Origin of the sequence: Nitrosopumilus oxyclinae (assembly GCF_013407165.1) — an archaeon.
Taxonomy (GTDB): domain Archaea; phylum Thermoproteota; class Nitrososphaeria; order Nitrososphaerales; family Nitrosopumilaceae; genus Nitrosopumilus; species Nitrosopumilus oxyclinae.
Genome location: NZ_CP026994.1, coordinates 575,765 through 598,699, shown reverse-complemented (window position 1 = coordinate 598,699; position 22,935 = coordinate 575,765). Strand labels below are relative to the sequence as shown.

The following is a 22,935-nucleotide window of genomic DNA, read 5'->3' as shown; positions in this document are numbered from 1 at the left end:
ACAATGTTTTAGTTTTTAAAAAAAATAAAAAAAGATTATTTTGTAAGTACTAGAGAGTAGCTTACAGTGAATGGTTCTGAGTTCATTGTATGAAGTCCGAAAGCATTACCTGAGAATTGTGTAGAGCCAGCTGATTTTGTTGGGACCAAAGATAGTGCATAGTATGTTTCACCATCTGCAGTCCAACTTGGCAAACCTGTTACCTCACCTTTAGTTAGTGGGCCAATCAATGTTACAAGTTGTACTGGTTCTGATGCATCCCATGTGAGATGTCCAGAATATGCTTGGTCTCTTGGAGGTAGCAATAGAGCTAGTTGATGTGTCTCATGCCCGACTCCAGGATCTTGTTGAGAAGTTATAGTTTTTCTAATAACTTTCTCACCATCTGGAATGTGTTCAGTATAGGTTACAGAATAGCTTACAGTGAATGGTTCAGTATTTGTTGTGTGAATTGCAATAGCATTTCCTGAGAATTGCCATACACCTGCAGAAGTTTCTTTATCTACAAATGTTAAACCAAACTTTGTTTTTCCATCAGTACTCCAAACTTTTTGTCCTTTAACATTACTGTCTTTTAATGGACCATGTAATGCTACAAGTTGAACATTCTCAGATGCAGCATATGTTAGATATCCACGATATACTTTATCAGAAGGAGGCAAAACGATAGCTAGTTGATGATTCTCGTGTCCTTGTGCTGGGTCTTGTTCAGATGTTAAAACACCAGTAACAGTCTTTGGGACTTTGAGAGTTGCAACTGCTTTAGCTGCTTCCATTGTTTCAGATTTAGCGTCTTTTTTTGGAACTTCTTTAGCTTTTTCGGCAGATTCTGTTTTCTTTTCTGTCTTTACTTCTTCTTTCTTCTTTTTCTCAGTAGGAACCTCTTTTGCAGGTTCTGAGCAAAGTCTGTCACCACAAACTTTGTTTGAGTTGATTATAGATGAAGATGTGCCTTTACTCTTTAGAGCATCAGCAGATTGAATAAAGCCAGCAGATCCTGCAATAGTTCCTGTTAAAAGAACAGCAACTGCAAAAATAGCTAGAATTGTTTTTGTCATTAATGACCATAATACTGAGGGACATTATAAACAATATCAAAATTAGGCCAACTTAAGATTCAACAGAACAATGAATAATTAGGTTATTTAAAAAAATAATGCACATATAAAAAACAGTCAACATAAGCTCAATAAATGGCAAGACCGATTTTAGTTATTGATGATTCTGAAAGTATTTTAATACGAATTAAAGAATTTTTAGAAAAACTTGGACAAAATGAAAATTATTTAGAAAATAATGCGGATGCAGGATTAAAAAAATTTCAAGAATTAGCAGTGGATGGAATTCATCCAATAGTATTCATGGATTATGATATTAAAGACAGTTCAGGGATATCGATTCTCAGTAGATTGTTAGAATTAGATACCGATGGAGAAATCATCATCATGACTGCATTAGAAAAAGACTCAGATGTAATTTCAAAATTAATCAACGAAGGAGCATATGAAATTCTTTCAAAACCGATAAGATTAGACATGTTAAGAAACGTGCTAGCAATTTTAGAATTAGAAAATGATTCAACCTCCAATAAGGAAGACATTACAGAATTACTAAAAACATCCAATAGACTAAGCGAGGCATGGTTATCAGATAAATTAGATATTAGTATAGAGGAACTTGGAAAGTATACTGAAAAATGGATTTCAGATAAAAAAATAAAACAAATTGATGACATCAAAGAGGTATTTTGTCCACATTGTAATTCAATTAAAACAGGACATCTCTTTCATTGTCCACAATGTAAAAAATCAGATTTTAATCAAATTGATTTAATCGAACATTATCCATGTGGAAATATCGAAGAAGAGACTGCTTTTATTAATGACAAATGTCCAAACTGTAAAAAAGAATTAAATGCGATAGGAGTAGATTATAGAAAAATTAAAAATCATTATGTTTGTAATACATGTGAGAATAAATTTACAGAAATTGGATGTGATTTTATTTGTTTAAAATGCAACAAGCAATTTACAGAAGAGGATGCAATATGGAAATCAAGCAGAGGTTTTCTAAAAATAGATCAAAATTAATTAAATAAAAATACAATATTTTTATTCATAGAATTAGTTGTATAGTTTTTACTAGTTATCATTTGTATACTTCATACAAATTACCATATAATTGAAATTTTAAATCCCTCATCTGGTTTCTCAAGTCAATTATCTTACTAGATAATTCAGTAACTTTTTCTTCATAATTGGCAGGTTTTACACTCAATACAACAAGTTTGTTTAGTTCTTTTTGATATTGAACCTGTTCATCTAAAAGCATTCCAATGTTTGATTCAAGTTGAATAATCTTAGCAGAAACATCTGCTCTGTTTGCAATTTCTAATGTAATTGAATTTGCATCTAGTGCGTTAATTTTACCGGCAGACATTTGACATGAATTGGCAATTATCCTTTCAGCAATTTTTATTGTTTTTTCTTCATTGTCAGAGGATATTCTAACTTCAGGAGCTCGTAGAACATCATTTCCTGAACATGCCTCAAAAACTACATTGTATAATTTCACACCAGTTACGGTATCAGGAGTGTCAGTATTTCCAAGGGTTTGTTTTGATACAGTTAGAATTTTTGCAGATGTTCCTTCAAGTGGAGTTCCAGTAAAGGCCAATTTTTGCTTTGCAAATTGAGATGCAGGTAATTGTGGAGAATGCAGAGTGAATAGATATTTGTTAAGTTCTCCTTTTGCAAGATTCAATTCGGCTCGTAGTTTAACAATTTCATCACCAGTGGTAGATATCATAACTTTAGAGTCAGCAGTAAGTGGAGTAGAATCTTTTGGAATTACATCAGAGAAACTCTTTTTCAATACAGATAATTTTCCTTGTAGTTGAGAAACGTTATTTTCTAATTCTGTTAATTTATCGGTGATTATTCCTTTGTTAGTCAATACACCTGAAATGGACTTTGGATCAATTGCCTTGATGGATGCGGAGCTTGTAAAGCAAGTGTTAGCCTGAATTTTTTTTGCGAGTTTTACTGTTTTGGCCTCACTATCAGAGGTAACAAGTACTTCTGGAACACGAACTGTTTTCTCATTTGCACATGCTTCAAAGACGTAAAGATATTCTACAGTTCTAGGTGTAGAAGTGAATTTTCCTTCAGAACCAAATTTCTTTACGGTATCGAATCCATTAATTGTTCCAATAGGGGAATTTTGTCTAAAGGATTTTTTTGCATCTAATTTTGCTTTAGGAATATCTTTTGCAATACCAGATTTTATTAATTTTTCAGCAGTTGTAGGAGTAAAGCAATCAATACTATCTGCATTAATTCTGTATACTTTAACTAGATGAGCTTTACAAATAACTTCTGATTTATCAATACCTATTTTGACTTGCTTTGATGGGGATACAACATCAGCATATGATGATTCAGCTACTTGTGAAACAAGTAGTACAGATAATGAAACTGCGATTAGAATTAAGAATTGGAACTTCATGGTAATAGTTTTCAATTAAATTCAGATTTTATTATTAATAAAGAATGCTATCAAAATAGGCTCATTGTCCTGTTGCTATTGAATAACTTACAGTGAATGGGGTATCTTTCATAGTATGTAATGCAACCGCATTTCCGGTAAACTGCCAAGTACCCATTGCAGTTTCTTTATCGACAAATGTTAGGGCATATTTTTTTATTCCATCAGGAGACCAAATTGCTTGACCATGTGCACCTTGTCCAGGTTGTAATGGACCATGAAGTGCTACTAGTTGTACATCTTCAGATGCTGAGAATCCCAATGTTCCAAAATATGCATAAGTTCTAGGAGGTAAAATAATTGCTAATTGGTGATTTTCATGTCCCTGGCCTGGATCTTGCACAGATGTGATGGTTTCACTTTTTACAGTATCAGAAAGAGTTCTCTCCCTATATGCAACTGAATATGAAACAGTAAATGGATCTTCATTCATAGTATGTACTGCTAAAGCATTTCCAGCAAATTGCCAAGTTCCTGCTTTGGCATTTAATGGGACAAATGTTAGGGCATATTTTGTTTTTCCATCAGGAGACCAAATTGCTTGGCCTTTATCTTCACCTTCTTTTAACGGTCCATGAAGTGCTACTAGTTGTACATCTTCAGAGGAAGTAAATGTAAACAATCCACGATATACTTTTTCTGATGGTGGAAGGATTAATGCTAATTGGTGATTTTCATGTCCTTGGCCTGGATCTTGTATAGACGTTATAGTTCCAGTTTTAATTGTTCTTGGAGGTAATGATGTTTCATCATATCTTGCTTGTTCAGATGATGCCTTGTCATCTAATTTCTTTTTTTCAGATTCTTTCTTTTCTGTTTTAACTTGTTCCTTTTTTTCTGCTTTTGGTTCTGCTTTCTTTTCTACTTTAGGTTCAACTTTTGGTGTTGTTTTTGGTTCTGCTTTCTTTTCTTCAGGTTCAACTTCAGAGCACAGTCTATCACCACAGACAATTCCTTTTGTTGCAGAGCCATATTGTGAAGAAGGAACTCCTTGTCCTTTCAATGCATCAGCAGGGATTAGAGTAAGTGGACCGGATATTGTACCTAGTAATAATATTGAAACAGTGAAAAATACAACAAAGATATTCTTGTTCATAGGGTTAGATAGAATTCTCAGGTATTAAAGGATCATGAAACATTGATTTCAAAATCAACAGTTGGACTTATTGCTGCAGGGTTTTTCAGATTATCCCAAACAAAGATTGTCGCAATATATTTTCCAGGAGCATCAGGTATCCAAGATACAGAGGGGGACAGTATTTGTCCTTTTGAGAGAGTTCCTGTAATCCAAGACAATGAATTTACAGCATTTGAGGAATCCTGAATCTGGACCAAATAAGTAAATGGTTGAGTTCCAACATTATTGTTAATTATACTTGCAGAAATTTGAACTTGATTATCCACATTTATCAAACTAATAGAATTTCCAAAAGAATCAACAACGCGCGGATTCGATACAGGTGCACGCTCCATAGGAGGAACTACAGGACCTACAGTAGTACTAGATGTAATTTTAAGTTCATCTGTTCTCGAATAAGGTTTTGGTAAAGTGTTGTCTTCATATTTTGCAGTAACATAGTCACCTTCATTTACTCGTAATTTATGACCAGATGATTGGTCTCGTGAAGAAAATGTGACAGAGCCTTCAAAGATGCCTGTGGCAGGGCCTGTTTCAGTTACAGTTACATCAATTCCACCAAGATCAGAATCAGACCACACATCAATCAAAAAGGTGTTTACAGTTTCAGGATTGAGATTCATGTCAGGATCAACTACTCTGATAATTCCATTTCCGTTGGCAGATGAAGCACCTTGAACCCATTCAATATCTCCAATGTTCCATCTAATCAATGCAGATGCAGTAGATGTTTCTCGGTCTGTGAATTGAAATGATACAGTAAGTCCATCATCATTTTTAGTTTCCAAGAAACCGTTTGTTGGACCTCCGCCAGTTTTTGGTTGAGTTCTAGGATTTGTATCAAATCCATCAATGTCTCCTGTTCTTGAATTTCCATCAGCGTCATGTTTGAATCCAGTTAGTATTACTTCTCCAGTAAAAATTCCAGTATCACCACCAGTTTCAACAAGTTTGTATTGAGTGAGTTTGTTTGCACGACTTGAAATTTTTATTTCATTTGTAGATTTTGAACCAATCTCATCTACTTTATTTGAATTAAAATTATGATCAGGAGCTACAATTGTAACATAGACTTTGTCAGTCCAGGTATAGATTCTCTTATCTAAAGAGATTGAAGATTGAAAGTTGGATGTGAAAAATTTTGCTTCTATTTTTTGATCATTCTTTCCTACAAAATCAGAGCCGGCGGTTCCCCAATCAGTGTATGTAAGTTTAATTGACTCACCCCTATCAAGTGATTTTCCATTTATTTCAGATGGAATTTTAATAACAGTTTGGAAAATTCCAGTAGAATCACCAGTTTCACGCAATCCAAAGGGTTGTGAGTCAAATACTAGTCCATTCTTTGTAGCAGCGCCACCCATCTTTCCCATTGTAGTCTTTACATTACCTGAATTCCATTCTAAAATATCAAGTGAGTGTGTTTCTGCTTTTTTGGAATCAAAATTTAGATCAGGATCAACTAATGTAATTATTGCGTCACGTCCAATAACATAAGAAGTGGTATCAGATTGCAATGAGCCTATTCTAAGATCGAATGCTGCTGAACCGGTTACAGTTCTCTGAGAACCCGATGCATCTGTTTGATCAGAGTATTCTACTGTAATCACATCTCCTTGCAAGATACAGTAATTGCCTGTAGGTGGAGACACATCAAATCTGGATAAAACCCCAGATTTTGTTTTGTCCAACTTTGTAAATCCAGAATCAGGAGTAACAGGACATTTGAGGGATGAAGGTCCATCAACGTATCTAATTGGTAAACTAAATTGGAAAAGACCAGAACTAGGAGAAGTTTCAGTTATAGGTCCAAGTTCACGAGTAACACCACTTTTTGTAGTCTTTCCAGTTGTAATCACTCCAGAATTTGCATCCTCACCACCAGCTGTGGCCAACAGTAAACTAGAGCTTCCCCTTGTTACAATTACTTTGACTGGTCCATTAGAAGTTCCTGGAATATTTTGGGAGATTGTGTCTTCTCCATTTGGAGATAAATTATAGTCATTGTCATTGATTCGAACGTACAGTACTGTGTCTTTAGGTCCAATCTCTTCGCCTGAATCAATTACTTTAAGATCACCATTTTTGGTAATTGCAGTCAAGTGAAATGGGAAAATCGATAAACTGTTTGGCCTATCAGAAGTAGATTTTCCTGAATTAAAAAAGTCAGCAACAGAACCTACTGGAACAGGATAACTGGTCCTATCAAGTTGAACACTTCCACTTGTTGCACCAACTGCAGCACTTGCACTAGTAATTGCAGCTTGACTTGATAGTCCTCTAAAGTCATAATATCGTGCACCAATATCCACTCCAGTGGTTACCTTGATGGTACCACCACTATTTCTTGAACAATATTGGGAGGGGATTTTAAAATTTCCAGTAAACTCACCAGTCTTTGCTCCAGTTTCAACTAAGGTAAATCCAGTTGAGGCCAATCCGTCACTTCCAGAAATAGGAGAGCAAGATTTTCCATTTTTAGAAACAGATGATTTTAACCAAGTTTCATCATCAAATGTGATTGCCAACAATCGTCCATATGGTTGATTGTCAGCAGTCAATCCTAAATTTGGAAGACCTACTGTATCAACTGCAGGATCATTTGGATACTTTGAAGGATCTACTACGGTATAGATTTCAATTAAATCAGAATTAGTATTAAGATCTTTATCAGATAAAGTGACTCCTACTGTATCACCAGGCTTGAATGTTTTTACAGAAAGCACAACAAGCCCCATGTGAGCTAGAACCTCTTGTTGGTCTGAAATTGCAGTAAAGACTCCATCAGTACCCAAGTCATTATAACTGATTCTTGGAGAATCATTTCCCTTTAGCTCATCAATCATTAGAAATATTGGTTCATCATCAATTGGAATTATTTTTTCATATGTTTTTGGATCAAAAATATTTAATTGATTCAACATGATATATTCAAGACTTCCTCTAAACTTTCCAGAATTTGTAGATAATTCTTCTACCTCTACACGGACAATTTGATTTGCAATTCTTTCAGTTTTTAGTTTTCCATCTTTTATCAACCCATAAGAGAAAAAGTCAGCTACAATAGGTCTTGTTTCGGTTCCCATCTTTTGAATTTTTGAATATGAAAACATTAATCCTATTTGCTCATTTCCTGAAAATGAACTTGAAAATAAATTAGAATGAAGTAGTTGAGGATCTGCTACTTGTAAATTAGAATTCAAATTAATTAGATTTTGTAAAGATGTATCAGATGCAATTTTAATTGCAGTTATGTTGGGTGTTGGGTTTCCCGAAGAATCAAGAATAGGAGAAGAACCCGTTCCAACTAGCAAGTAAATATCAAAATTATTGATAGTGTTGTTAAGAGAACGTAAATCAAAATTAAACATGTTTACCCCTCTAAAATTGGATGTAGAATCAAATGGATTATTTATTGAAGCATAAAGTTTGTTCAGATTTGTTTTAAGATCAATAACTAGAGCATCTGAATCAGAATTATTCACAGGATCAATTCTTGCCCTATCGCTGAATTTTTCAACCATTACAGTGGATGTCGTGCCTAAATTAGTACCTGAAAGAGTGAATAATCCAGGAGTGGTGGGATTTAAAACAAATCCATCTAAAAAGGATGCAGAAACCTTACTGTTTGCTTCAGTACCGCTCTCCCCCAAAGTATATGGATTTCCAGTACTTAATGCAGGAATTGCTTTGTATGAAGGATTGAAAAGATCAAGGTCTTCTTTTGCTAAATTATTTTTATTTGCATCAGAGTCAATTAGTATTACCGGCATTTCTTCACCTGAATTCCACTCAGTTCCTTTGAGTTGTTCATCAAGGGATAAACTAGCTTTTCCAAATCCTATGAGAAGAGTTAATGGTTTTTTATTATATTCGATAGAAGCAGATGTTCCTCTTTGAGCATTTTGTGTTGTGATTATAACAGAATCATTATTTGGGTCATAGGTTGTAAAGATTCCACTGTTTGGAGATGTTTCAGTAATCGTTACAGGTTGTTTGCCAGCTGCAATAGAGCCTGCACTAGAAGAAATTAATGAAATATCTATTTCGCCATTACCATTTGTTTGAGAATGACTGTTATCTTTGATTGTAAGTACATTTGATTGTCCTTGGACATTTGGATTTATCTTAAGAATGCCATTGTCTTTGAACATCATAGAAGTAAGATTTGGAATAAGATTTACAGCACCTGCAGTTCCATCAGAGTTTGAATTTCCAGACTCTCCATATAGCATGTAGAAAGTAGAAGGACTAGTTGGAGAAGTTCCAAATGACCAAGAATCAACAGAGGTAGGATCAATGTTTAAAGAAAGATCCTTAATTTTTAAATTAACATCAGATGATCTAGGATAAGAAGTTCTGTCTAACTCATGTGTGATTGATTTTTCTGCAGAATCAAACGTTAGAGTTGTTTGTTGAGCCCCTCCTCCTTTATTGTATTGGACTATAACATTACTACCTTTAGAAAAATCATACAGTTGGATAAAAGGCCAAAGATCTTTTGATGAGATGCCAATTTGTCCAAGATTTACTTTAGTATTTCCAGGATTCATCTCTTTTGCTTGTCTTACAACATTAATCGTTTTTTTAGAATATGGTAAACTCAATGAACAATCTTGAGATATTTGATTTGGTGGATTTTTGCCGTTTTCTCCACCGACAGTAGCCCCATTGATAGGAATTGCAATTCCATCAGTTTCTGAAACAGATACGCCCAAAATTGAAGTATTCCGTGAACAAAATGTACCAAAGTCAAGTCCTTTACCAGTTAGACCAACTGTACTATCAGCTATTTGAGCCTGTTTTCTGTCAGAGAAATAACCATACCAATTTCCATCAGTAGATTGAACCATACGCAAATCTTTTCCATTTACTGTTACATCAGGTTCACCCTTTCCTTCACCAGTATTACTGATGTTTTGATCACGAATAACGACTTGAACAACTTGAGGGCCTGAAATTTTGTTATTAAACACAGAACTATCTGCAGAAACAAAAAGGTTAGATGTTTGAGCTTCAACATTAGAAAAACCTCCTAATGACATACTGCCAGTAAGAATTAGAAGAGACAAAACAATTGCAGAGAGAGGTTTAGTAGTTATCATTTTAATTATTGAATTGAATATTATTTATTTTCATAGTATGAAAGCATTGTGAATGAAACATAAGAAAAAAAGAGGATTATCCTCTAAGTACATACAACAGTCGGTAATATTCTGTTCTAGCATCTTGAAGATCCTTTCTTAGGTCAACCAATTCAGCCGTAACATCATTAATCTTTTTCATGTTGGCCGGTTTTGCAGAAGAACTTAGACTTTGGAATGCCATATATGCTTCCTCAAGTTGAGTGTTTTTGTCAGAGATTTTAGATTTGATGTTGGTCAATCTCTTTTCTGCATCACTAATCATCAAATTGATTTTAGATTTATCAACTTTCTTTAGCTGAATTGAATTTTTATCAAATGCTTTGATGGTAGTTGAAGTAACTTTGCATGTATTTGCTGCAATTTCCTTGTTTAGTTTAACTGACTTTACTTGACTATCAGATGTGAGTATCACTTCTGGAGCCCTCATAGTATAATCATTTGCACAAACTTGGAAGATAACACTGTGATTACCCAAGGAGGACGAAGTTACTAATTTGATTTCAGTTGTATTATTTTTACTCAATTGTGCATGTACAGAACTAAGACCAAATCCAGATGTAAGAAGAATTGTAGCCAAAGTAATTGTAGTTATAGTTAGCGTAGTTGTTTTTTTGTTCATTTTTTTCTTTTCACCTCATCTTAGTTTGTTAAGTGTAATCTTCAAACGAATGATCTAGAAATATCCACGACAATCCTGCAAAATCAGTCCAATCTACAGAAGGATTAGTTGTAAGAGCATTTTGAGTGTCACTTTCAACTAATTTAGTTGGTGGGCTTTGGGATCGTAGTGTAATTTGTTTCATGAATGTAGAAAGTAGAAAGTAGTTATTTAATCACATGAGAGTTGTCAGGAGTTAGGAACTGAATAACTAGTTGACTTTATTCTGAATGAAATCAAATCTAAAAAATACTAATCAATTCACTAAAACTTGTTCTAAAATTGTAATTTGTATATTTGCAACATTGTTTGCATGTATTTGGGTCACATAGGTTCTACACACATTTTGTGGGATATCTTTGTTTGAACCAACTTGAATTGATTCTATTTTAGACTGTACCAAAACTTTGGCTTTGTCAATGGCTTTATCACCTGCACAAATATTGAATTTCACATCAAATTTTCCTTGACCAATATCAGTAGTAGATAAAATTTTCACACTAGGTTCAAAAGATATCTTGGGTTTTCCAATCTTTGATTTAGTATCAAACTCTAGAAATTTTTCATGCAGTTTATCAACTCTGTCATCACCTTGATATTTCCAAATTGGATCTTGGTAAAGTTTCACACAAGTATTGATGAAATTTACATGAGCATATTTTGATACGAACTGTGCACTTCCAATATTTTTGTATGACTGATATAACACTGAACATTGGTTTATTCTAGGTTTTGTAACTATTACATCAGTTGAGGTTATACTAGGATCAAGTAGGATATTTTTTTCATCTACATCTAAAAATATGATTTTATTATTAATCAAAAATTTGATAGAGTCAATGTATTCTTGCTCAGAAACAATACCCTGGCCATACCAAAGGGCGATATTTTTTATCCAATCTGGAAGAATAGTTTCTGCATAGGTAAAAGATACACCTACAAACAGCAATAACAAAAATGGAATTAATAGTATTGATTTATTCAATATGTTGATTAATCACTGCTTGAATAAAAGCTATTCATTAAAAAACAGATACATTTTAAAAATAAAAAAGAACATAATTTGTAAATTAAAACATCAAACTATCAAAATCTAGAGGCATGCAAATAGTTGAGAATATCAGAAAATCTATAACAATTATTAGTCACCGTGTGATTTTTGCTATTTAAAGTTCTGTATAGTTAACCTTATTGTGGATGAAGTCATCTTGTTTACTTTGTAATAGATTAAGATAATTTCTTTGCAAGTTATTAATCAAAATAAGATAAAAGATCATGAAACAAATCGATAATGACAAAACATTTACAAATGCATACATAGGTCCGTGGTTTGCAATTAGTCCTGAAACACATCAAACTTTAACTAATGTAAAAAATTCGCTTGCTACAACAATAGCAGTTATCAAAGATTATGTAAGAACCAACAAACCTCAATTTAGAAACAGTATTCTGGACGAATACAAATGATAGGTGTGCATAATTGAAAGTTGAAATTATACAATCTCAAAATAAATCAGAATTAGATAATTTGATCAATGAATGTGTACAAGACAGAGATGTTAAAGACATCAAACTATCCACAGCAGTGTTATCAAATAATGTAATTCAATACACTGCAATGATTATGATTAACACGTGATACTGATGATAGGATTGAACTACATAAAATGACTACACCAAAGAAAAGGAAAAGAAAATTGTTCAGAGATAGAGAGGATGAAGATTGAAATTTAGTGAAAAGCGCAAAACACCCAGATTTGTTTAAAACTAGCAGATAGTAAATTAAAAAATAATAATTTTTTCACAATTATTTTCCGATATAGGCATAAACTGGATAGATTTTTCCAGTTTTTGCAGATTTGTATTTCCATTGAGATTTATCCAAATCCAAATGTACAAAATATTCTTGAATTGAAGGATGTATTTTTTCATAAATATCATATCCTACCAATATTTGATCAGTTTCAGCCAAGTTCTGAATTTTAGCTGCCATGCTAACTGAAGCGCCTAAAATATCAACATGTGCTTCTTGCAAGTCATCACCATATCTTACAATAGTGTTCTCTCCAAAATCAATTCCAATTTTTACATTCAATTCAGGTAAATCATTATTTTTTAGAATTGGATTAATTCCAACTTTGATTATTTTAAGCATCGATTCTGCACATGTAACTGCCCGACTTGCAACAGATACAGATAATTCTTCGGCAACAAAGTAACCAATTACTGCATCACCTACAAATTTCAATACAAATCCATCATGGCGTTTAATCACATATGCCATCTCTTGAGAGAAAGTAGTGAAAATGGTTGCAAGTTTTTCCTTTGGTAAATTTAAGATCATTGATGTTGAACCAACTAAATCAATAAACAATATTGCCATAGGCATACTTTGTAACACTCTTTTTCTCAAAAACTGTTCAGATTCTTCAGTAACAGTAGAATAAGTAGAATTACCTTTTAGTGATTGAGATACACGTTTTTGAACTTCTTCAGCAAGAGTTTCAGAATCAACAATTGTTTCAGTTCCTCTCCCCATTAGCATATCTACAATACTAGGTGTTTTTGGGGAAAGTAAATTCTTGACACCTTTTTTTGCAATATCTTGAGCAGACTTATCAGCCAATACATCATTTTAGAAACGCATTCTTTTAAACCAACTCAAATACACTGAAAAACATCTCATCAAAAAAGATAAAATTCTAAAACACATCACATGTACAGTGCATCTGATTGATGTAGAGATATATGAAATTCAGGCTACATTCATTTTGTTTATTATACTGGAAATAACTATCCCTTACAGAACAAAATGACGTATATTCATAGCAAATGCCCCTATTGTGAACACGGAAATCCAATAGTTGCTACACGCACACTATGGTTAATCCATCTTGCAAAGCATAAAGAAGAAATCATAGAGCATCTAGTTGCAGTATCAGATGAATGTGAATTTTGTTCCTATCCTGAAATGTCTGCTAGTGACAAACATGCAGCAGCACATTACAGATGGGCACATCAGAAACATGAATTACTTGAGTGGGCTGTAGATATGCTTGAAGAAAAAACACAGTTAGCTGAATAACGTTTCTTTAAAAGATAATTTTATTTTAAATTATTTTGTGTGAGTGTAAATGAGTTTGAATTCTTTGGCCAAAGTATCTGCAATATTTTGAAGATATGTAACTTCTCGCATACTAGATTTCCCCTTTCCAAGCTGTCGCATTAAAATAAAGCAATGGACAATAGGGTCACGTTCAGATTCTTCAGGATCTTGGTTGTCAGTTATTATTGTAAAGCAATCTTTAAACTCTAAACAAAAATCCATTACAAGCTCCTTCCAACTTTCAGAAGATTGTGATATCCCTAATGCAGAAGCTAATTCTTTAAATTCTTGAGTTCGATCACCTTCAAGAATTTTAATTGCTGAAATAGATCTATCCATGTCAGGGAAATTATCAAGCATGACTACAATATCAAAACTCAGTATAAAAATCTAGAATCTAAATTAATCAATAATAAAAAACTAATATTTAGAATTTACAAATCTATGTTTCAACTAGTAAAATTGAACATTCTGCCTTTTCTTGTACTTTTTTTGCGGTTCCACCTATCTTGAAAAGAGATATGTAATCAGTAGTAGATTTTTTCTTTTTAGCCATCACTATAAGATCAACATTTTCTTCATTTGCATATTTTATGATTGAATTTGCAGGATTACCAGTTCTAAAAATTCCATCGCATTTCAAGCCCTCGGCTCTACAATGTGCAACTCGTTCTGCTAAAAATTTTCTAACATTATCTTTTACATTTGAGAGCAGAGACTCTATTTGATCATGTGTAGAGTTATCATCATCAGGTAATTCCTCAAAAAAAGGATTAGACCAAGGCATGATTACATTTAGAATGACAATTTTTGCAGAAGAATTTTTTGCGATGTATTTAGCATGTTTCAGTGCCTGGTCTCCAGCATCTGTACCTCCGTGAGGCACTAAAATTGTGTTATACATGAGCCCTAGTGCTCTTCAATGGAAATAAAGTTTTTCCAATTTTATATCTAACAGTGTCTTTAAACCAATTAAAGAAATACACAGTCATCTCAATTAATTCGATCATGCAATTTTAATGGTTACTTGTAAATTAAATAAAATGGAAATTGAGTTGATTCTGAATAAAATCAACTAGAATTTACCTTAATAATTTGTATATCCATAACGTATCAGTGAATTCGTGATAAGACAGCCATCATTGTTCTACATCTAATTTTCAAAAATGGGTCTGCCTTCATTTGAATTCACTTTCATTCATGGCAGATGCAATAAATTTTGCAATTGCTATTCCAAGATTTCTAAAAAGTGCAACATAAACTACTTTAGTAAACCTGTTGCCAATATTATCTTAGATTTTCATCATCATTTGTATCTGCTTCATCTTTTTTCAATTTTTTCTCAACATCACTAGTCTTTTGTTCTATTTTTTTCTCAATCTCATCTGTTTCTTTGTCTATTTTTTTCTCAATCTCATCTGTTTCTTTGTCTATTTTTTTCTCAAGACTTTCATGTTTACCCTCAATTTTTTCCACATGAACTTTAATTTTTTCATTAATTTGTTTTTCAATTGATTCTTCTAATTTTTCTTCTGCAACAGGAAGAATTTTTCTTTTTATCAAGAATAAAACACGTAAAATTGCCTCAACAATAATTGCATAAATAACAAATCCTGCTATTTTTCCTAAAAATGGAATAAAATCATCTAATCGTTCAAGCACCTGATCTGCTGTGAAGAAAATATTGCTTGTAAGGAAGATACCTAACAGTGCAAATGGAATTAATTTTGCAAAATCTTTTGCAAGATCTTCTTTATAGTATGCAGATATTCTTACTGTCACAACTAAAGAAATTACTACTAGAAATACTAATTCTATAGAAAGATCTGGAGCCATAAAGAACAAAAATGTAGAATATACTACAAACCAAACTAAAACTACCAACGGAAAAACTACTACATATTTTACAACGTATGCAATTATCGATGTAATTTTTTTACCATCTGTCTGATATTTGTCTAGTCCAAGAGGAATCATTTCACGCCTTGCAATGAATCTATAAAAATTCCAAATGAAAATACCATATACTACCATCCCAATAGAATACAAAATTAAATCAGTAAAAGAAACTTCAATTGCAAGAGAACCCGTAATATTTTCTACATAGCTGAAATATTTTATCCATTCATCTTCAATTGAAAAATCTTCAAATGCTGCAAATGCTAAAGGAGTTTGCAGTACTGCTAAAATTATTAATACAAAACAAAGAGGCTTCAAAAGTTCACTATCCTTAATCTAAAATCAGGTAAATACTTTGTGAGTAGGTTAATTAAAAATAAAGAGGAAAATGAAGACCGCATAGATTTTTTAAAATATCCTCAGCCTCATTCCATTATGATAATATCGTTTGAATTCTTCGAATGATATCACCAGGTTCGCCTGCATTATCTAATGTTACAATTAAAAGCATTTCACTCCCAAATGGGAAAATTGCTCTTATCAGATTATCATATACCTGTAAAGTATACTGAGTTTTACCAATTTTTTCTGAAAGTGAAGTTCTAAAATTCCACGATTCAATGGTATGCTGTAGTGCAGTAATATTTTCTCTTTCAGTTAAATGATCAGTGATACCATCCATAATTCGTTTATGTATTGCATTTCCTTGCAAATCATAAACCATAACATATCGGATGTTTCCTGAAATGTTTATAATGCTGTTCAAGAATTTTTCTTGATCTGCAATTTTTAGTTCATTCATAAAACTACATTCGGTTATTCTATAATTAAAGAAAGTAGTAGTTGTGTTGATTCAGAGTCAGCACAATTGCATATTGAATATTATTTTGGCTCAATCCAAATGTGCCAATAAATGTTGTATTTTTAGTTAGAAAAACAAAGCCATTTGATTAGTCTAACAATCTAAAAATGGGTTAGATGACTTTAAACTGTATGAAATCAACTTGGGATGTCCTTATTAGTAATCATCAAAATATAGTAACAATGGCAGATGTAGACTCAAGTGCAATTATAGGAAGTAATGTTACAATGCAAGAAAGTACTGTAATAGAAGGAGATGCACATATTGGAGATAATTGTGTTTTAGATAAAAGAGTAGTAATTGAAAAGCATGCAATTATTGGTAGCGGTGTTAAAATGGGTGAGCATTGTGTCATAGAAAGAAAAGTCAACATAGGTAATGACTGTAATTTTGGAAAACATGTAGTAGTAGAAGGAGGCGCAGTTGTCGGCATCGGAGTAAAAATAGGTGACGATGTAGTATTAGAAAAAGATACCAAAGTACCAGATGGCGCAGATATTCCAATGGGCACTGTTTTATCAGCAGGTAAAACTTATCCAGACGGAACAACACTAAAGGCAAAATATTATAAAAAATAAATTAAAATTAATTATCATGACAAAAATTGATCCAAGTGCAATCATAGGGAACAATGTAACTATGGACGACACTGTAACAATAGAAGAAGAAACCCACGTTGGAGATAATTGTAATTTCGGAAGTAAAGTAGTAATTGAAAAAAAGGCAGTATTAGGTAGTGGCGTAAAAATAGGAGACAGTACCGTAATAGGGAAAAAAGCTCACATAGGTAATGATTGTGTCTTGGGCACCAAAGTTCTAGTCACAAAAAAATCAACAATAGGTAAAGGAGTTACAATTGGAAATAATGTGATATTAGAAAAAAAATCCATTGTTAAAGATAATTCAGTCGTACCAGATGGAACAGTTGTTAAAGAAGAAGAAACTTTCCGAAGCGAACCAAAAAAAAACTAACAAGTTTTAGAGAAAGATTATCTCACTGGAATTTTAAAAAATAACCTGCATAAAAAAGACATTTAACAAACAGTTTTTAAAAATAAAAATTCAAAATCACTAGTACAAAATAATTATAAATAAAAAAAATAAACTAGAGAAATTATTTTCTCTTAGGATGGAGTGTATTTTGCTTTGGTTGTCATTCCATCTGGAAATGTCTTTCCAGCAGGTAAAACAGTGCCAGTAGCTATGACTGCATTGTCTAAAACAGTAGTGTCTTTTTCCAATACAATGTCATCGCCCATTTTGACACCATTGCCAATAACTGCATGACCTTCTACTACTACTTTTTTGCCAAATACACAATCATTGCCTACATTGACTTTACGCTCAATGATACAACCATCTTCCATCGTAACACCATTGCCAATAACTGCATGTTTTTCAATTACTACTTTGTTTCCAAAGACACAGTTATCGCCTATTTTGGCGTCACCTTCAATTACAGTACTTTCTTGCATTTTCACGCCATTTCCTATAATTGCACTTGGGTCTACGTTTGTCATGCAATATTTTCATTGTTTCCCTATAAGAAACAATTTGTAATTGTGTTAAATCTGAATTAAATCAATTGCAATTCAACAGAGCAATCTAAACTAGTTGTAATTTTATAATTAAATTTTGAGTCTGCTACTTAGATTTTTGAAAAGAAATAATCAAGTGAATTTTCAAATTGCTTATTTAATTTTTGAAGGTGATTAACATCCACAGTAAGTGCATCTTCATCAAACCATGGAGATGACAAATATAATGATCTATTCATCTCAACTTGAATCCAGGGAAGAGGTTTATTCCCATATGTTTTTGTAATGTGACCACCATGAAATGGATCATTTATGGATATTTCATCTCTATCAATAAAATATGATTTAGATATAGAATCAGCTAATAATTCCATCATTTCCTGAGAAGCTGTTTTTCCATCATCATTAGAAATACAAAACAAAGGTCTTTTTGATTGTGTTTTATCTGGTGAAAAATAAGGAGCAGTAGCAGCCATTGAATGACAGTCCAAACATAATTTCAAATCTAATTCAGTAATACTTTTTTGAATTGCTTGATGATATGGATTGTAATACATTTCAATAAGCATTGTTTTGAGTGAATCGTCAGGTTCTTTTCCATTGGTATAGATTGGTTTATCATAGCATGTCTTACTCTTAATCAACCCATCAGGATTATTTGGAGGCATGTCTTGTAACGAGCGATTAAGATCTACAAAGGGTCTTGCAATATCAGTTTTAATTACACGCTGAACTTTATCCCCCAAATCATAGAGTTCTATTACAAAAGGATCAGAATCATCAAACAGATCTTTGTTTGTAATGGATAAATGTCCGTCAAGTTCCGAAGGTTTCCGAGTTCCTCCATGAGGTATGGATAACAATACAGGTAGTTTAGTCAATTCAATCCCTCCGCAATTCCATCACGACGAACTTCTGCTACTCCTTGAAATCCTTCACCTGTTTGACATTTCATAACAGCATGAATTGCGCCCAAAAAGAACGAATATCTTTCCCTAAGGTCTATTTTGTAACCCATATTTTTGAGATGTTTGATTATTTCAACACCTGAAACGTCATCTTCCAAACTGATTGTACCATCCACTCCACAATGTAGTCTTGGTTTTGTCATTGCTACATCTATAGAATTATCCCTATCAATAATTCTTGAAACAAATTGGCTTAATACTGAAAAGATACGTGCACTGCCAGGAGTTCCCATAACAATCCAGGGCTCATGATTATAAAATAAAATTGATGGACATACAGATGTCCAAGGAATAGCATTTGGTCGTAAATAGTAAGGATGATTTGCATTCTTAAGCTCAAATGCAGACATGTAATTGTTATACAAGAATCCTAATCCATCAGCAGCTGCTTTTGAGCCATAGACTAATTCAATTGATTGAGTTATGCCAACAGCATTTCCTTCATTATCCATTACTGAAAGATGCGTAGTGTCTTCAGTATCCATGGAATCTCTTAATGGAAGGTCAGGATCAACTGAATTTCGAATAGACTTTGAAAGGGTTTTTGCAAAACTTCTACTGAGATGAGTTTTATCATTTACTTGATGATAGGTTCTTGGATTAAATTTACGTTGTTCTCTATACAATAATGCTTTACGAAAAGATTCAGCAACAAAGTGAAATGATTGAGGAGAACTAGTGTTTATGAATTTTTTTGTGAGATTATTAAGCATCATTAATACTAACAACATCGTAGCACCTGCTGCAGGTGGAGGTACAGTTTCCACACGAATTCCACGATATCTTTTACTAATTACTTTTCTTTCAATTGGTAGTGGAATAAATGAAAGATCTTCTTGTCGTAGATAACCGTCATTAAGTCTCATATCTTTATCAATCAATGTTGCAATCAATCCATGATAAAATGAGCGAAACCCAGATGTTGCTAGTTGTTCTAAAGTATTAGCTAAATCATCCTGAACAAAAAGATCTCCTTCATCATAAGGTACTACTCCATCTTTTAGGAAATATTTTGCTCCGGATTTTGATGGAACTTTTAAAAAATTCTTAAGGTGTTTTTCTTGTAACTCATGTTGTAGTTTAGTAATTTTATATCCATTCTTTGCAATACGAACAGAAGGTTTCACAATAGTATCCCAAGGTAATCTACCATATCTCTCATTTAGATATCCCAAAGTTGCAACAGTACTTGGAACTGTAGTTGCCTTGTATCCAATTAATCCATGAGATTTTCTTGCAAAATTAGAAATATGTGCAAATGATGGGGCCCTACTGGAGCCATCTACAGCTACTGATTTTCCATCTACATGTACAATTGCCATAGATTGACCACCAATTCCTGAAGCTTGAGGTTCACACACGCCCAAGGCTAGAGCAGATGCGCAAGCAGCATCTACAGCATTTCCACCTTTTTTGAGCATTTCAACTCCAGCTTTTGTCGCATCAGGGAACGCAGTTGAGACCATTCCTTTTTTGGCAACAGAGCATTTTTTATCAGAAGTGGGTTTAAAGGAATTCTCTATTTTTTCAATGTTCATTTACTGATACCTTTCTCTAATCATGGGATATATCCTTTCCACAATGAGGGCATGTATTGTTAGTTGATGCCTTCTTTTTTCTAAGTTCTTCAGTAAATGCAGAAGCCATAATTCCTGTAGGAATTGCATAAACGGCAATTCCAATGACAGCAACACCTGCAGCAATTAATTTTCCAGGTATAGTAATTGGATAAACATCACCATAACCTATTGTTGTTAGAGTAACTATTCCCCACCACATAGATGCAGGAATGCTAGAAAAAACTGCAGGTTGTGCTTCATGTTCTGCATGATACATCAAACTAGATGCAAATATCAACACAATAAATAAAATGAAAAATGCAACTGCCAAATCACCAGCCTTTGATTTGAATACTTGCCCCAAAGTTTGCATTGGATCAGAGTATCTTGCAAGTTTGAAGAGTCTAAACAATCTCAAAAGTCTAATTATTCTAATGAAGCGAGTGTCTGTAACTACAAACGGTAAGAAAAATGGAAGTATTGCTGCCAAATCAACTAACATCATAGGAGTAAATACAAATCGAAGTACACCAAATTTTGAATTTTGGTATTTTGGATTTAGTTTACAAACTATAATTCTTCCAATATACTCTGCAGTGAAAATTACAACTGAAAATATTTCAAAAGGAGTAAAGAGATAACCATACTCATCTAAAACAGATTCTTCTGTTTCAATAATAACTACAATAACATTTACAGTGATTAAAGCAATAATGAAGAATTGAAAAGCCTTTGTAACTTTGTCATTAGTTGTACCTTCAAGGATTTCATATGTTCTTTGTAATGCTTTATTGGTCATCATTTAGCCTCAATTTGTTGAAAAGAAATTAAAAGAATCAAGATTTTTGTGCAGGAATTCAGATTAAAGCCATCTCTTTTTCTTAAACCAAGCAATCATCGCTCCAGAAATAATCCCCATTACAATTAGCATAGCAAAATAACTTCCCTCCCATTCTAATTCGGGCACATATGAAAAATTAGTTCCATAGAGACCAGCTATGAACGTGATAGGAATGAAAATTGCTGCAACTATGGTCAAAGTCTTCATAACCTCATTCATTCTATTACTTACACTGGATAGATAGGTATCAAGCATACCACCAATCACATCTCGCAGTCCTTCAATGGAATCAGTTACCTGAATAGTATGGTTATAGACGTCACGAAGATACGTTCTAGTGTTATCAGATACCAAAACTGTAGAATCTCGCTCCAATGAATTAATAATTTCTCGTCCTGGCCAAATTGCTTTTCTTAATGCAATCATTCTGCGTTTTAAAGTCTGAATTGTTTGCATTGTTTCAGGTGTAGGATTTTGCATCAAGTCTTCTTCTAAATCTTCTGTAAGATCACCAATCTTTTCTAATACTAAGAAATAACTATCAATGATTGCATCAATTAGAGAATAAGCAAGATAATCTGTCTTTAGTTTTCTAATACTACCAGAATTTTCTCGTAATCGTTTTCTAATCTCATCAAAAAAGTCATCCTGAATTTCTTGAAAAGTTAAAAGATGATTTTCAGCCAATACGATTGATATTTGTTCTAAATCCAATTTCCCCGTTTGAGTATCATAGTGAGGCATTTTCAACATTATCAAAATATGATCATCAAATATTTCAACGGATGGTCTTAGTTCAGTATTCATAATGTTTGACTGATGGAGAGAATGAATTCCAAAATTATCTCCAAAAGTTTTAATGACATTGGGATCATGTACCCCAATTATATTCACCCATGAAACATTTGGTTTGTTTTTTGATTCCAAACATTCTTCAAATGACGCATTTGGAATTTCGTTAATTCTTTCAGAATCGTATTCAATTAAATTTACAGTTACTTTGTCTACTTTTTGCTCTCCAACGTGGATTAAAGCCCCAGGACGTTGACCGATTGTATCAGATAGTGTTGTTTTCTGAGTTTTAGTTTTGTTTACAATACCACCCATAATACCAGCAATGTCTTGCAATCCCAAATCATTTGTTATTTCTTTGACTTTGGATGTCTTACTTGCAACTCCAACAATAATGAATCCAGCTATAATTGAAAAGAGTACACTTACCAATAGTGGTGTGAAATCCCCAATAATTGCAGATTGATATATTGCATTTACATCAGTCTGGGAACCTGCAGGTACAATCAAACCAATAACGGTGTCAAGTAGGAAGAATAGAAAAGAGATACACGCACCAATAATTATTGCAGTGACAACGGTAATTTTTGGAGGAATATCAATATTTTTTTCACCTTTGAATGGAGAAAGAAATTTTTTGTATCGAATAATCAACAATGCCATTGCAGTGATAATTATTGTTGAAATTATCCACCAACCTACAAGCCAAGGACCTTGTTGAGATTCAATTTGTTCAACTCCAGATATTAGATCTTGAATATTTCCGGTTAGCGGTAAAGAAAGTAGTGATGTTGCGATTCCAATTACAATTTGATATAAAAATGCAAAAGTAAACCCATAGACGAGTCTATTGGTAATTATTCCAATTTTATCTCTCAATT

At 33.1% G+C, this 22,935-nt stretch carries 23 protein-coding genes; 6 read left to right on the top strand and 17 right to left on the bottom strand.

Going from position 1 to position 22,935, the window contains the following annotated elements:
* Positions 1-35: 35 nt before the first annotated feature.
* Positions 36-1,058 carry a hypothetical protein gene (locus C5F49_RS03490; protein ID WP_179363353.1) on the bottom strand — a complete coding sequence of 341 codons (1,023 nt, stop codon included), beginning with the start codon at positions 1,056-1,058 and terminating at the stop codon, positions 36-38.
* Between the two features lie 135 nt (positions 1,059-1,193).
* Here C5F49_RS03490 and C5F49_RS03485 point away from each other — a divergent pair, with 135 nt between their 5' ends.
* Complete coding sequence (locus C5F49_RS03485; RefSeq protein WP_179363352.1) at positions 1,194-2,090, top strand: TackOD1 domain-containing metal-binding protein; 897 nt, start codon at positions 1,194-1,196, stop codon at positions 2,088-2,090.
* A 58-nt stretch (positions 2,091-2,148) separates the two neighbouring features.
* Here the strand turns inward: C5F49_RS03485 and C5F49_RS03480 are convergent, their stop codons facing one another.
* The 6 genes from C5F49_RS03480 to C5F49_RS03455 all read right to left on the bottom strand — a co-directional run bounded on the left by C5F49_RS03480 (position 2,149) and on the right by C5F49_RS03455 (position 11,474).
* Positions 2,149-3,522 carry a hypothetical protein gene (locus tag C5F49_RS03480; protein WP_179363351.1) on the bottom strand — a complete coding sequence of 458 codons (1,374 nt, stop codon included), beginning with the start codon at positions 3,520-3,522 and terminating at the stop codon, positions 2,149-2,151.
* A gap of 46 nt (positions 3,523-3,568) precedes the next feature.
* Positions 3,569-4,642, bottom strand: a complete 1,074-nt coding sequence (locus C5F49_RS03475; protein WP_179363350.1) for a hypothetical protein — start codon at positions 4,640-4,642, stop codon at positions 3,569-3,571.
* A gap of 32 nt (positions 4,643-4,674) precedes the next feature.
* The gene (locus tag C5F49_RS03470) at positions 4,675-9,789 is read right to left on the bottom strand and encodes a hypothetical protein (RefSeq protein ID WP_179363349.1); all 5,115 of its coding nucleotides are present in this window, start codon (positions 9,787-9,789) and stop codon (positions 4,675-4,677) included.
* 76 nt (positions 9,790-9,865) lie between these two features.
* Positions 9,866-10,450, bottom strand: a complete 585-nt coding sequence (locus C5F49_RS03465) for a hypothetical protein (protein WP_179363348.1) — start codon at positions 10,448-10,450, stop codon at positions 9,866-9,868.
* A gap of 28 nt (positions 10,451-10,478) precedes the next feature.
* Positions 10,479-10,634, bottom strand: a complete 156-nt coding sequence (locus C5F49_RS03460) for a hypothetical protein (protein WP_179363347.1) — start codon at positions 10,632-10,634, stop codon at positions 10,479-10,481.
* 111 nt (positions 10,635-10,745) lie between these two features.
* Positions 10,746-11,474, bottom strand: a complete 729-nt coding sequence (locus C5F49_RS03455) for a plastocyanin (RefSeq protein ID WP_246275377.1) — start codon at positions 11,472-11,474, stop codon at positions 10,746-10,748.
* Positions 11,475-11,764: 290 nt separating this feature from the next.
* Between C5F49_RS03455 and C5F49_RS03450 the strand changes: the two genes are divergently transcribed.
* A complete protein-coding gene (locus C5F49_RS03450) occupies positions 11,765-11,956 on the top strand; it encodes a hypothetical protein (protein WP_179363346.1) in 192 nt (63 codons plus the stop codon).
* Positions 11,957-11,969: 13 nt separating this feature from the next.
* Positions 11,970-12,128 carry a hypothetical protein gene (locus C5F49_RS03445; protein ID WP_179363345.1) on the top strand — a complete coding sequence of 53 codons (159 nt, stop codon included), beginning with the start codon at positions 11,970-11,972 and terminating at the stop codon, positions 12,126-12,128.
* Between the two features lie 168 nt (positions 12,129-12,296).
* Here C5F49_RS03445 and C5F49_RS03440 read toward each other — a convergent pair whose 3' ends face one another.
* The gene (locus C5F49_RS03440) at positions 12,297-13,115 is read right to left on the bottom strand and encodes an adenylate/guanylate cyclase domain-containing protein (protein ID WP_246275376.1); all 819 of its coding nucleotides are present in this window, start codon (positions 13,113-13,115) and stop codon (positions 12,297-12,299) included.
* Between the two features lie 186 nt (positions 13,116-13,301).
* Between C5F49_RS03440 and C5F49_RS03435 the strand changes: the two genes are divergently transcribed.
* Positions 13,302-13,574 carry a hypothetical protein gene (locus C5F49_RS03435; RefSeq protein WP_179363344.1) on the top strand — a complete coding sequence of 91 codons (273 nt, stop codon included), beginning with the start codon at positions 13,302-13,304 and terminating at the stop codon, positions 13,572-13,574.
* Positions 13,575-13,604: 30 nt separating this feature from the next.
* On the opposite strand, the gene C5F49_RS03430 is transcribed toward C5F49_RS03435, so the two are convergent.
* The 4 genes from C5F49_RS03430 to C5F49_RS03415 all read right to left on the bottom strand — a co-directional run bounded on the left by C5F49_RS03430 (position 13,605) and on the right by C5F49_RS03415 (position 16,296).
* Entirely contained in the window at positions 13,605-13,955 is a 351-nt protein-coding gene (locus C5F49_RS03430; RefSeq protein ID WP_179363343.1) for a hypothetical protein, read from the bottom strand.
* Between the two features lie 82 nt (positions 13,956-14,037).
* The gene (locus C5F49_RS03425; RefSeq protein ID WP_179363342.1) at positions 14,038-14,499 is read right to left on the bottom strand and encodes a universal stress protein; all 462 of its coding nucleotides are present in this window, start codon (positions 14,497-14,499) and stop codon (positions 14,038-14,040) included.
* Between the two features lie 383 nt (positions 14,500-14,882).
* Entirely contained in the window at positions 14,883-15,812 is a 930-nt protein-coding gene (locus C5F49_RS03420; protein WP_179363341.1) for a hypothetical protein, read from the bottom strand.
* Between the two features lie 115 nt (positions 15,813-15,927).
* Positions 15,928-16,296 (bottom strand): hypothetical protein, encoded by a 369-nt coding sequence (locus C5F49_RS03415; protein WP_179363340.1) that lies wholly within the window; start codon positions 16,294-16,296, stop codon positions 15,928-15,930.
* Between the two features lie 242 nt (positions 16,297-16,538).
* Here C5F49_RS03415 and C5F49_RS03410 point away from each other — a divergent pair, with 242 nt between their 5' ends.
* A complete protein-coding gene (locus C5F49_RS03410; protein ID WP_179363339.1) occupies positions 16,539-16,934 on the top strand; it encodes an LbetaH domain-containing protein in 396 nt (131 codons plus the stop codon).
* 16 nt (positions 16,935-16,950) lie between these two features.
* Entirely contained in the window at positions 16,951-17,328 is a 378-nt protein-coding gene (locus C5F49_RS03405) for a DapH/DapD/GlmU-related protein (protein ID WP_179363338.1), read from the top strand.
* A 152-nt stretch (positions 17,329-17,480) separates the two neighbouring features.
* Here C5F49_RS03405 and C5F49_RS03400 read toward each other — a convergent pair whose 3' ends face one another.
* The 5 genes from C5F49_RS03400 to corA form a co-directional block, all read right to left on the bottom strand.
* Entirely contained in the window at positions 17,481-17,876 is a 396-nt protein-coding gene (locus C5F49_RS03400; protein WP_179363337.1) for a nucleotidyltransferase family protein, read from the bottom strand.
* A gap of 128 nt (positions 17,877-18,004) precedes the next feature.
* The gene (locus C5F49_RS03395) at positions 18,005-18,775 is read right to left on the bottom strand and encodes an N-formylglutamate amidohydrolase (protein WP_179363336.1); all 771 of its coding nucleotides are present in this window, start codon (positions 18,773-18,775) and stop codon (positions 18,005-18,007) included.
* Positions 18,772-20,400: a gamma-glutamyltransferase family protein gene (locus C5F49_RS03390; RefSeq protein WP_179363335.1), complete on the bottom strand. Its 1,629-nt coding sequence runs from the start codon at positions 20,398-20,400 to the stop codon at positions 18,772-18,774. The genes C5F49_RS03395 and C5F49_RS03390 overlap by 4 nt, the downstream gene beginning before the upstream one ends.
* A gap of 16 nt (positions 20,401-20,416) precedes the next feature.
* Positions 20,417-21,223 carry an ion transporter gene (locus C5F49_RS03385; protein WP_246275375.1) on the bottom strand — a complete coding sequence of 269 codons (807 nt, stop codon included), beginning with the start codon at positions 21,221-21,223 and terminating at the stop codon, positions 20,417-20,419.
* 60 nt (positions 21,224-21,283) lie between these two features.
* The gene (gene corA / locus C5F49_RS03380) at positions 21,284-22,933 is read right to left on the bottom strand and encodes a magnesium/cobalt transporter CorA (protein ID WP_179363334.1); all 1,650 of its coding nucleotides are present in this window, start codon (positions 22,931-22,933) and stop codon (positions 21,284-21,286) included.
* Between the last annotated feature and the right edge of the window lie 2 nt (positions 22,934-22,935).